Annotated in this window: 10 protein-coding genes; 3 read left to right on the top strand and 7 right to left on the bottom strand. The window is 68.1% G+C overall.

The genetic code is table 11. The annotated features are described in order from the left end of the window. Window positions 1-42: 42 nt before the first annotated feature. Complete coding sequence (locus AAY78_RS02940) at window positions 43-1,863, bottom strand: glycoside hydrolase family 35 protein (RefSeq protein ID WP_082108550.1); 1,821 nt, start codon at window positions 1,861-1,863, stop codon at window positions 43-45. Window positions 1,864-1,957: 94 nt separating this feature from the next. Here AAY78_RS02940 and AAY78_RS02935 point away from each other — a divergent pair, with 94 nt between their 5' ends. Continuing rightward, complete coding sequence (locus tag AAY78_RS02935) at window positions 1,958-2,986, top strand: LacI family DNA-binding transcriptional regulator (RefSeq protein WP_046746864.1); 1,029 nt, start codon at window positions 1,958-1,960, stop codon at window positions 2,984-2,986. Window positions 2,987-3,171: 185 nt separating this feature from the next. Here AAY78_RS02935 and AAY78_RS02930 read toward each other — a convergent pair whose 3' ends face one another. Beyond that, window positions 3,172-3,918: a sugar phosphate isomerase/epimerase family protein gene (locus tag AAY78_RS02930; protein WP_156172603.1), complete on the bottom strand. Its 747-nt coding sequence runs from the start codon at window positions 3,916-3,918 to the stop codon at window positions 3,172-3,174. An 8-nt stretch (window positions 3,919-3,926) separates the two neighbouring features. Then, the gene (locus tag AAY78_RS02925) at window positions 3,927-4,802 is read right to left on the bottom strand and encodes a phytanoyl-CoA dioxygenase family protein (protein WP_231589644.1); all 876 of its coding nucleotides are present in this window, start codon (window positions 4,800-4,802) and stop codon (window positions 3,927-3,929) included. A 67-nt stretch (window positions 4,803-4,869) separates the two neighbouring features. On the opposite strand from AAY78_RS02925, the gene AAY78_RS02920 reads away from it, so the two are divergent. After that, window positions 4,870-5,676, top strand: a complete 807-nt coding sequence (locus tag AAY78_RS02920) for a helix-turn-helix domain-containing protein (protein WP_046746862.1) — start codon at window positions 4,870-4,872, stop codon at window positions 5,674-5,676. A gap of 9 nt (window positions 5,677-5,685) precedes the next feature. Here the strand turns inward: AAY78_RS02920 and AAY78_RS02915 are convergent, their stop codons facing one another. Genes AAY78_RS02915 through purM form a run of 3 tightly spaced genes read right to left on the bottom strand, consistent with a single transcriptional unit; the run spans window position 5,686 to window position 9,593 of the window. After that, entirely contained in the window at window positions 5,686-7,002 is a 1,317-nt protein-coding gene (locus tag AAY78_RS02915; protein WP_046746861.1) for an MFS transporter, read from the bottom strand. Then, window positions 6,999-8,471 carry an amidophosphoribosyltransferase gene (purF, locus tag AAY78_RS02910; protein ID WP_046746860.1) on the bottom strand — a complete coding sequence of 491 codons (1,473 nt, stop codon included), beginning with the start codon at window positions 8,469-8,471 and terminating at the stop codon, window positions 6,999-7,001. The genes AAY78_RS02915 and purF overlap by 4 nt, the downstream gene beginning before the upstream one ends. A 6-nt stretch (window positions 8,472-8,477) precedes the next feature. Beyond that, the gene (gene purM / locus AAY78_RS02905; RefSeq protein ID WP_046746859.1) at window positions 8,478-9,593 is read right to left on the bottom strand and encodes a phosphoribosylformylglycinamidine cyclo-ligase; all 1,116 of its coding nucleotides are present in this window, start codon (window positions 9,591-9,593) and stop codon (window positions 8,478-8,480) included. 140 nt (window positions 9,594-9,733) lie between these two features. Between purM and AAY78_RS02900 the strand changes: the two genes are divergently transcribed. Next, a complete protein-coding gene (locus AAY78_RS02900) occupies window positions 9,734-10,339 on the top strand; it encodes a zinc-binding alcohol dehydrogenase (protein WP_082108549.1) in 606 nt (201 codons plus the stop codon). A 3-nt stretch (window positions 10,340-10,342) separates the two neighbouring features. Here the strand turns inward: AAY78_RS02900 and AAY78_RS02895 are convergent, their stop codons facing one another. Further along, window positions 10,343-10,657 (bottom strand): hypothetical protein, encoded by a 315-nt coding sequence (locus AAY78_RS02895; RefSeq protein WP_046746857.1) that lies wholly within the window; start codon window positions 10,655-10,657, stop codon window positions 10,343-10,345. Window positions 10,658-10,670 lie beyond the last annotated feature (13 nt).

Genomic DNA, 10,670 nt, shown 5'->3' with positions numbered 1-10,670 from the left:
GTCTCGGCGCGGAGGATGGGTCTCGGAGCAGCAGCAGAGCGGTCAGGAGCCGATGAACTCCTCGGTCTCGCCGAAGGAGGGCTGCTCGCGGATCTCGACCGTCGCGCCGAGTCCGTCGGTGTCGAGCACCACGATCTCGTTGCGGCCCGTCCGCCACAGCGGCGCTGGCGCGTACAGCGTCTCCTGCGGTCCGATCTTCCAGTACCGGCCGAGGAGGAATCCGTTCAACCAGACCATGCCCTTCGAGCCGTCGGGAAATGCGAGCCAGGCGTCGAGCGGTTCGGCGATATCGAACGAGGCCACGGCGACCCCGTCGGCGGCGGGGTCGGCGGAAGGGGAGGTCGCCGCAGGAGCGTCGTGCGGGATCAGTCGATGCGTCCACCCGTTGACCAGTCGGCGACCGATCATCACGCCACGCATGATGCCCTTGCCCTCGCCGGTGTAGGGGCCGTAGTTGATGCGACCCAGGCTCTCGACGACGATGACGAGCCGGCCGACGCCACCTTCGCGCGGCAGGGGCAGAGACGTCTCGCCATCACGCTCGAGCACGCCGAGCCGAGCGCCGTCGAGGAACACCACTGCCCGGTCGTGCAGTCCGTCGACAGTGAGCGTCGCATCGGCGGGGAAGGACACGTCGGCCTCGTAGGCGACGAGCCCGTCTTCGGCGCCGAGCTCTTCGAAGGTGCGTGGTCGCGGCGAGACCTCGCCTGACGTGGGAAGCGAGGAGACCAGCTCGCTCAGGGAGGAGCGACGGTCGAGCGCTGCGGTAGCCGCACCCTGCCGCCGCGGCGCCGCGGGCACAGGCGGAAGAGCAGCTGCATGGAAGGGCGCGAACATCGCCCGAAGCGCATGGAACTTCTCGTTGAGGGTGCCGTCTTCGCCGATCGGCGCATCCGAGTCGTAGCTGGTGACGGTCGGTTGCAGCACCTGATCGTGGTTCGCCCCGTTCCAGAGACCGAAGTTCGTGCCTCCGTGCGCCATGTAGAGGCTCACGGATCCGCCCGCACGCAGCAGCTCCTCGATCGTGCCGCCGGCACTCGCGGCCGAACGCACGTGGTGCCGCTCCCCCCAGTGGTCGAACCACCCGCCCCACAGCTCACTGCACATGAGCGCATCGCCGTGACGACGCAGCTCCACCGCCTTCGCGACGCCGGTGCCGAAAGTGAATGTCGCCATGGCTCCAGGCACACTGCCGTGCTCGATCATGTCGCTCGTGATGCCGTCGGCGGTCGTGAGCATCTCGACCATCCCGCGGCGGCGCAGTCCGTCACGCAGATGCGCGAGGTAGGCGGGATCGCTGCCGAACGACCCGTACTCGTTCTCGACCTGAATCGCGACGATGGGTCCGCCGTGGGCAGCCTGCAGCGGGACGAGGCGGGGGATCAGCTCGTCGTACCAGGCGTCGACGGCCGCGAGGAAGTCGGCATCGCTCGTGCGCAGAGCAGCCACGCGGCCGGACAGCCAGAACGGGATGCCGCCGTTGGACCATTCCGCGCAGATGTAGGGGCTCGGCCGCAGGAAGACATCCAGGCCCACCTCTCCGGCGATGCGGATGAAACGCTCGATGTCGCGCCAGCCGTCGAAGCGCACATCGCCCTCGACGCGTTCGTGGAAGTTCCACGCGACATACGTGTCGACCGTGTTCGCGCCCATCGCGGCGAGGCGGCGGAGGCGGTCCTCCCACTGGTCGGGATGCACCCGGAAGTAGTGGATCGAACCGGCGATGATGCGGTGCGCGACGCCGTCGCGAAGGATCTCCCCGTCGCGCCAGGACAGGGCGGGAGCGCCGATCGGCGGCACGGCGGCCCGAGTGTCGACGGCAACGGACGCGGCGTCGACAGCCGAGGCGAGAAGGTCAGGCATAGCGCTCCAAGCACGAGTGTTTGCGTTCACATTATCGCATCACGATACTCCGCGCCTCCTGGATTCACGCCGATTGATCGCTACCATTGAGCACATGTCCCCTCGTCGCCCGAGAGACGACCGCGCCCCCAGCCAGGTCGATGTCGCCCAGCTTGCCGGTGTCTCCACACAGACCGTCTCCCGCGTCATGTCGGGGCAGGACAACGTGCGCCCCGACACCGCCAGGCGCGTGCTGGCAGCGGTCGAGGAACTCGGCTACCGGGTGCACGCCGCTGCCGCCTCGCTGGCGTCCGGTCGCACACGCGTGCTGGGTGTGATCGTCGTCTCCACCGACCGCTACTCGTCGGCAGCGCTCGGCGTCGGCATCCAACAGGCGGCGGCGGCGAACGGATACACGGTCTCGACCGCAGCCGTCGCCGATCACGCGTCGGCCGAGGCCTTCCTCGAAGCCTTCGACCGACTCGAGCGCCAGGGAGCCGAGGGCATCATCCTCGGAGTGCCGCTCGAACTCGAGAGCCCGGCCATGAGGGCGCGCACCGAGCGCACGCCCGCGACCCGCAGCGAGCGCACCTCTCTCGAAGAGGATGCTCCGCTCGCCGTCGATCAGCGCGCGATCGCCCGCCTCGCGGTCGAGCATCTCCTCGACCTCGGCCACAAGACCGTGTGGCACGTGTCGGGCGACGACTACTGGACCGAGACGCAGCAGCGCAGCGAGGCGTGGGAGCAGACGCTCCGCGACCGCGGGATCGTGCCCCCGCCGCTGATCCCCGCCGACTGGACACCAGAGTCGGGCTACCGCGCCGGTCGCACGATCGCCGCCATCCCCGAGGCCACGGCCGTGTTCGTCAGCAGCGACGAGATGGCGTTCGGCCTGATCCGCGCGCTGCATGAGGCCGGACGCAGCGTTCCCGACGACGTCTCGGTGGTGAGTGTCGACGACATCGCCCTCGCCGCCTACGCCTCCCCGGCACTCACCACCGTCCGCCAGCCCTTCGAGGCCATGGGCCGCGCGGCGGCGCTCCGGGTGATCGCGCAGATCGAGGGCCATGAGGCGGTGGGCGAGATGCCCTCCACCGATCCTCAGCTTGTCGTGCGTTCATCGACGGCCCCGCCGCGGACATGAGAAGAGAACTCTGATCGGACGGCGTCGAAGCGCTGGCGATTCTGTGCGCTCGCGCGGAGTCGCCCAGTTCTGAGCTCGGCACGATTGAAATGCTCGCGGACACGTGAGCGGCGAGAGAAGGACTGGGCCCCCGACTCAAGTCGCGGAGCCGTATCTCTCGCGAAGCCGCTGCAGCATCCACGCATTCACCTCGGCATGATCGCGCACGGCGCGTCCAGCCAGCGACGGGGCATAGGGGACCGGCCCGAACTCGGCGAGGAAGGTGACCGGCTTGCCATCCTGCTCGAGACGAGCGACGATCCGATCCCACCAGCCGAAGTAACGGTCGAGGAGTCCCCCCCCCAGCAGTCGTGCTCCGGATCGATCACCTGCGGGCCCTGCGCATGCCCGATCCGTGCGTGAACATGGTCGGCTCTGGCGATGCCGAGCGAGACCGCGTCGCGCTGGTCGTCGAGGTACGACTCCGAGACCACGAGCCAGTGCGAGACGTCAAACGCCACCCGAACGCCCTCGTGGTCGGGCAGGAGCTCCGCGGCGGAGAACGCCGAGTTGAGTATGCGTCCGCGATGCGTCTCGACGAGCACGTCGATGTCGTAGGTGCGCCGCCAGTCGGCAACGCGTTCCAGCAGCGTATGCTGCACCGACAGCGGCCAGTGATCTCGGCCGAGGTGAAGGGTGACGTGCAGCGGATCGATCCCGGTCACGCGGATCTCGCGCAACTGCTCCTCGATCTCGTCGCCGTGTGCCTCAGGGTCAGAGAGCACGCTGCCAGCCAACAACGACAGTCGCCCCCCGACCGACTTGGTCGTCGCCGCCAGTGTCGATTGGGCGGCGACGCTTCGCGGCCACCAGACCTCGATGCCGTCGTACCCGAGCTCAGCCGCGGTCTCGGCGAGTTTCTGTGGGGTCCCGCTGATGCCCCAGTCAGCCATGAGGGCGATCATCTCTGTCCCCGCCTGCCAGACCTAGAGGCCGTCGTCCTCATGCCAGTGATCCTTCCAACGCCAGTCGATGGGATCGGATACCCGCTGATAACGAATGTCCGTCGACAGGCGCATGCGACCGGTCTGGTCGACGTTGTCGAGCCCGGCGTGCACGATGTGTGCGGAGTGTACGACGACATCCCCCTGGCGTAGTCGGCGAGCAGCCAGCGAGTGTCGTACTCATCGGCGAGTCCGGGGAGGTCAGCGGTGATCGAAGCTGCAGGATGGCGCAGCGTGCCCGCCCGCTCCTGCGCCATCACACGGTGATGGCTACCCTCCAGGTATGCCAACCCGCCGCGCGAGATAGGGGTGTCGCCGAGGGGAATCCACATCGAAAGCACCCGATCGCTTCCCTCGCGCAGGTACACGAGGTCGTAGTGCGCCTGCGTCGCCGTGCCGACCCCGCGCTCACCGGGCTGGGTGTGCCGGATGATCTTGCGCCGGTGCAGGTGCACATCGTCCTCGAACAGCCAGCCGAACCATTCGGCGATCCGGGGGGAGCGGCAAAGGGCCTCGTACCGCGCACCGGGCACGATCTCGTCAAAGAGAATGCGGCGATACTCGCCACGATCGATGTTGCCGTCGCCGGCGAATCCTTCGAGAGGGTCCGAGCCGCTTCTGATCACACCAGCGCGCGACAGCGCTTCGAAGTAGTAGCGACGAAACTCCCAGACCTCACCGGGATCGAGGTGATTCGTGAGGTAGAGGTAGCCATCTCGTCGCAGTCGGCTCCACAGAGCCGCATGGTCAGCACGCTCCTCCACGGGGGTGGGTTGCAGACGACCAAGCCTGGTGGAGTCTTCGCGGAGAACGTACCCGTTGGAGGTGAACATGTGGATCATCCTGATAGATCGGAGTCTGCGGTGGAATAGACTCCAATGAGGAAGGACTTGGATTTTCGTGCAGAATTGGGCGCTGTACACACCTCCCCTCTCGCTCCTCGCCGATCATGGCCTGGCCTGTCTCGGCGGCGGGGAGTTCTCCGGCACGCCGACCGCCGTTCGCGGCCGAAAGCTCGACTCCTACGCGTTGGTATTCGTCAGCGCGGGTACTGGCCACTACGAGGATCCGACCGTCGGCACGATCGAGGTCACCGGCCCCGCGCTCATCAACGTATTCCCCGGACGCCCGCACGGCTATTGGACCACCTCCACGTGGAGCGAGCATTGGATTCTCTTCACGGGAGCTACGGTCAACGTCTTTGAAGGTATGGGGGTACTCGAGCGCACGGCTCCGGTGCGCGGTCTGCAGAAACCGCCGGGCACGCTGGACGAAGATTTCGCTCGGTTGCGTGCCGCGCTGGAGATGCCCGGCTGGCGCGGGCAATTGCGCGCCTCATCAGTCGCGCAGCAGATCATCGCCGCCGCGGCGGACAACCCCTTCACCGAGGATCGCTCATTGGCTAGCGCGCTGCAGGCGGATGCCGGACGCGACCTCAGTCTCGCCGACCGCGCGCGGCTCGTGGGACTGTCGGTGACAGAGGTGCGCGAGCGAGTGCGTCGCGAGACCGGAGTCACCCCGCACGAACTGATCATCAACACTCGGATAGAGCGAGCAGGCGACCTGCTCGCCACGACAGCACTGTCCGTCGAGGCGGTGGGGCGCAGCGTAGGCTACGACGACCCCGCATACTTCTCCCGGATCTTTCGTCGGCGCATCGGGGTCGCTCCGTCGGTTTTCCGGGCGCAACATGGGCGCGTGAGCTGATCGAGCGCATCACCAGCGCCCGTGCCGGCGCTCCCACTCGTCCTCGACCGTGCGCCGACGACCTGCGACGATGCCCGCGGGGATGGAGGCCACGAGCACTCCCGCGACGACCAGCAGCGGAACCTGCCAGCCCGCGGTGGTCTCGTGGAGGAGCCCGACGAGCAGCGGGAAGGTCGCCGCGATCCCGTAGCCGATGCTCTGCACGAAACCGCTCAGCGCCACTGCGCTCTCCGGAGTGCGGGCGCGGATGCTCAGCAGCACGAGACTGAGCGGGAACATGATGGCCGTGAGGCCGAAGATCGCCACCCAGAGCGGCAGAGCGACGGTCGGGAAGAGCAGCAGCCCGAGAAGGCCGACCAGTCCCGCGGCCACTGCCACGAAGAACAGGGGCCTGGTGGCCTGGAAACGCACCACGAGCACGGGGACGAGCATCGAACACGGCAGACCCACCAGAGCGAACAGCGACAGCAGGAACCCTGCCGTGGCCGGGGTGACGCCGCCGATGTCGACGAGCATGGTGGGCAGCCACGCGAAAGCGACGTACGCCATGGTGGACGAGGTGCCGAACACGAGAGCGAGCGACCAGGCCAGCGGCAGCCGCCACAGCCGCCCGAACGCCTTCGGGTTGGCGGACTGGGTCGTGATGGGTCCGGTGGATGCGGCCACCGCGTCGCGGACGTCGTCAACTCCGTCGGTCGGATCCGGGACCAGCAGCTCCGTGGTCATCGCGCGGTCGTCGGGCTCGGAGTGTGAACGCACCAGCAGCGTGATCCAGGGAACCAGAGCGAGAGCGGCCACCACCCCCCACATGCCGAGCGACACCCGCCAGCCGAGACTGTCGGCGACGGGAACCGCGACCAGAGGTGGCAGGAACGTCGAGACGGCGAGCGTGGTCGAGTAGGCCGTCATCATGACGCCGAGACGGTCCGCGAAGTACTTCTTGACCAACGGCGGCAGCAGCACGTTGCCGGAACCGACACCCGCGAACACGAGAGCGGTGGCCGCGAGCAGGCTCGTCGAGTCCTGCGCGACGCCGCGCAGGAGCATGCCGGCCGCCATCAGCGTGATCGCGGCGACGGCCATCCGCTCCAGACCGAACCGCCGCTCGAACAGGGGCGTGAGCAGACCGAAGATCGCGAAGCACACCGGAGGCGCGGCACCGATCAGACCGATCACGACGGGCGAGACCGGGAAGTCCGCGGCGACGTGATCGATGACCGGCGACAGGGAGGCGACCGCGGAACGCAACGAGAACGCCACCAGGACGATCCCCACGAGTGCGAGAGCCCGACCCTGCCACAGCGGTCGTGCGCTCGGCATCGTCATGAAGTCTGCGACCCCTCCACCCAGGCGAGATACTCGTCGGAGACCGTGCCGGTCACATATCGGCCGTCGAAGCAGCTCATGTCGAGATCCGTGAGCACGGAACCCTCGGTGATCGCGGCCTTGAGGTCTTCGACCTCCTGATACACGAGATGGTCGCAGCCGAGCTCGTCGGCGATCTCGGGGATCGTGCGTCCGTGGGCGATGAGCTCGTGACGGGACGGCATGTTGATCCCGTAGACGTGCGGGTGCCGCACGGGCGGTGCTGCCGACGCGAAGGTGACGGAGGCGGCTCCGGCATCCCGCGCCATCTGGATGATCTCCTTGGAGGTCGTTCCCCGCACGATCGAGTCGTCGATGAGGAGCACGTTCTTGCCCTGGAACTCGGTCGACATGGCGTTGAGCTTCTGGCGGACGCTCTTCTTGCGCACCGCCTGCCCCGGCATGATGAAGGTGCGGCCGACGTAGCGGTTCTTGTAGAAGCCCTCGCGGTACTCGATGCCGAGCTTGCGGGCGACCTCCATCGCGGCGGGGCGCGAGGAGTCGGGGATCGGCATGACCACGTCGATCTTGTCCATCGGCACATGCTTGGCGATCGTGTCGGCGAGCTTGTCGCCCATGCGCAGACGCGACTCGTAGACGGAGATGCCGTTCATGACGGAGTCGGGGCGGGCGAGGTAGACGTACTCGAACGCGCAGGGCGCGAGCGTCGCGGCGGTGGCGCACTGCTGGGAGAACAGCTCGCCGTCGTTGGTGATGAAGACGGCCTCACCGGGCTCGACCTCGCGCACGACCTCGTAGTCGCCGTTCTCGAGCACCAGCGACTCGCTCGCGACGACCCACTCGTCCTTGCCCTCGGCCCCTGGGACGGTCGAAGGACGACGGCCCAGGATCAGCGGGCGGATGCCGAAGGGGTCACGGAAGGCGAGCAGACCGTATCCGGCGATCACCGCGATCACCGCATAGGCGCCCTCGATGCGCTCGTGCGTGCGGGCGACGGCCTCGAACACCCGCTCGGGGTCGAGGTCGACGGTCGAGGTGGTGTTCTGCAGCTCACCCGCGAGCACGTTGAGCAGCAACTCGGTGTCGCTCGAGGAGTTCAGGTGGCGACGGTCGCGCTTGGCCATGTCGGCCGTGAGCTCACGCGTGTTGGTGAGGTTGCCGTTGTGGATGAGGATGATGCCGTACGGCGCGTTCACGTAGAACGGCTGCATCTCCTCCTCGTTCGAGGCCGTGCCCTTGGTGGCATAGCGCACATGACCCAGACCCACGTTGCCGAGCAGGGCGCGCATGTCTCGGGTGCGGAAGGCCTCGCGGACCATGCCCTGTGCCTTGGCGTTGTGCATCACGCCGTTCGCCTCGGCGGTCGCGATGCCCGTCGCATCCTGGCCGCGGTGCTGCAGCAGCAGGAGTGCGTCGTAGATGTCCTGATTGACCGGGGCAGAGCCCACCATTCCGACGATGCCGCACATGGGCTCTTACTTCGCTCCGTCCGCATAGGCGCCGACGAGGCGCACTGCTCCACCATCGACGCCCTTGGCGCCCTGTTCGAATTCACCGGCTGGACGCGGGCCGAAGCCCACGGTCCCGACCTGCCACGAGGGCATGCCCTCGGCGTTCAGAGCGGCGATCGCGGCGTCCTTCTTGTCCGCGGCGACCACCGCGAGGAATCCGATGCCGAGGTTCCAGGTGCCCTCGGCAGATTCCAGCGTGGAGCCGGCGATGTCGCTGAGCACACGGAAGACCGGACTCGGCGACCAGCTGCTGCGGTCGACCTCGGCCCAGCTGCCCTGCGGGAGCACGCGGGCGAGGTTCGCCGCGATGCCGCCGCCGGTGACATGGCTGAGCGCGTGGACGCCGCCGGACAGCTGCTCGATCAGGCGCAGCAGCGGAAGCGTGTACAGGCGGGTCGGCTCGAGGAGCGCCTCGCCCCACGTGGTTCCGAAGTCAGCGGCGTTGTCGCCGTAGGAGATGCCGGCACCGGTGATGATGTGCCGCACGAGGGAGTAGCCGTTGGAGTGCAGTCCGCTGGAAGCCACGGCGATGACCGCGTCGCCATCCTGCACGCGGTCGGCGCCCAGGATCGCATCCGCCTCGACCACACCCGTCGCCGCCCCCGCCACGTCGTAGTCGCGCGGTCCGAGCAGACCGGGGTGCTCCGCCGTCTCGCCGCCGACCAGAGCCGTGCCGGTCGCGGAGCATGCCTCGGCGATGCCGCGCACGATGTCGGCGATGCGCTGCGGATAGACCTTGCCGCACGCGATGTAGTCGGTCATGAAGAGAGGCTTCGCGCCCACCACCACGATGTCGTCGACGACCATGCCGACCAGGTCCTGGCCGATCGTGTCGTGCTTGTCGATGGCCTGCGCGATCGCGACCTTCGTGCCGACGCCGTCGGTACTGGTCGCGAGCAGCGGACGACGGAAGTCGCGCAGCGCGCTGGCGTCGAACAGGCCGGCGAATCCGCCGACACCGCCGAGCACTTCGGGGCCGTGCGTCGCGCGTACGGAGGACTTCATCAGCTCGACGGCGAGATCACCTGCAGCGGTATCGACGCCGGCTTCGGAATAGGGGTTGGTGGGGGAGGCAGCCACGCCCCCAGCCTACCGCCCGGAGCAGGCCACTCTCTCCGCGAAGTCCGACCCGGCCTCGCCAAGCGTCCACCCGAGTTCTCACCCGACGACATATGAACCCGGAGAGCCGCCGCCGTCGACCGTCCGCCTACGATGGGGCCATGGCAGACAAGCCGCAGTGGCTCATCCGCGAAGACGCGAGCGTTCCGGTGCTCGTCGCGCTCGCACTGCGGCAACAGCTCGGGATCCGGGTTCCCGAAGACCTTCCGAGTCTGCGGGAGCTCGCCGTCCGCGCCCCCGATGCCGCCGACGCCTCCCCCGATCTCGAAGCGCAGTGGCGCCATTACTGGGACATGACCGTGGAACCTCGCGCCCACCCCTCGGATGTACCGCTCGAACTCATCGACGGATTCGACACCCTGGTCGCGCTGCCCGCCCGCGGTGCGGAGGAGCTCATGGCGGCGATCGCGCCCCAGGCGACGTCGGCCCTGCTGTATGCGCGTGCCGCGCACGACAGGTACGTGACCTCGATGAAGAGCCATACCGGCGGCGATGCCTACCGCGCGTATGCGAGCGCGATCGCGGAGTTCGAGCGCGAGGTCGGCCGCCGGGCCCACTCGTTCGAGCTGAACGTGCAGGTGCTGCCGTTCTCGCAGCGCGGTATCTGGTGGATCGGCGCTCTCACGGTCGCCGTGACCGATGGACTGCGCCGCGATGTCGTGGCATTCGACGCTGCGATCCGTCCGGTGATCGCCGAGTTGGCGTAGCGGTCAGTCCTCGTCGACGACGGTCTCGCGGTCGACCCGCACGACCCGGTCATGGCGACGGGCGAGACGCTCCAGGATCAGGCCGACGACGCCCCCCAGGGCGATCCCGATCGGGACCGTCCACAGCAACAGGAAGCCGAACACCTGGCCGGGCGGGTAGACGATGTCGAGGGCCTGCGACTCGACGAAGCTGCCGGTCCAGGTGAGGATGCCGGCCGCGATCACACCGACCACGACGCCGATGCCCATGAGCACGCCGTACCGCGGCACGCGGCGCACGGTCGCTTCGACGGTCTGGTGCGAGTCGGTGGGGGTCATGTCTCCATTGTCC

It is taken from the genome of Microbacterium sp. Ag1 (genome assembly GCF_001005635.1).
GTDB classification, from domain to species: Bacteria; Actinomycetota; Actinomycetes; order Actinomycetales; family Microbacteriaceae; genus Microbacterium; species Microbacterium oxydans.
This window is presented reverse-complemented; position numbering and strand designations above follow the sequence as displayed.

Coding starts and splice junctions, on each gene's coding strand:
- AAY78_RS02940 (WP_082108550.1), bottom strand. CDS start 1,863: ATGCCTGACCTTCTCGCCTCGGCTGTCGACGCCGCGTCCGTTGCCGTC.
- AAY78_RS02935 (WP_046746864.1), top strand. CDS start 1,958: ATGTCCCCTCGTCGCCCGAGAGACGACCGCGCCCCCAGCCAGGTCGAT.
- AAY78_RS02930 (WP_156172603.1), bottom strand. CDS start 3,918: ATGGCTGACTGGGGCATCAGCGGGACCCCACAGAAACTCGCCGAGACC.
- AAY78_RS02925 (WP_231589644.1), bottom strand. CDS start 4,802: ATGTTCACCTCCAACGGGTACGTTCTCCGCGAAGACTCCACCAGGCTT.
- AAY78_RS02915 (WP_046746861.1), bottom strand. CDS start 7,002: ATGACGATGCCGAGCGCACGACCGCTGTGGCAGGGTCGGGCTCTCGCA.
- purF (WP_046746860.1), bottom strand. CDS start 8,471: ATGTGCGGCATCGTCGGAATGGTGGGCTCTGCCCCGGTCAATCAGGAC.
- AAY78_RS02900 (WP_082108549.1), top strand. CDS start 9,734: ATGGCAGACAAGCCGCAGTGGCTCATCCGCGAAGACGCGAGCGTTCCG.
- AAY78_RS02895 (WP_046746857.1), bottom strand. CDS start 10,657: ATGACCCCCACCGACTCGCACCAGACCGTCGAAGCGACCGTGCGCCGC.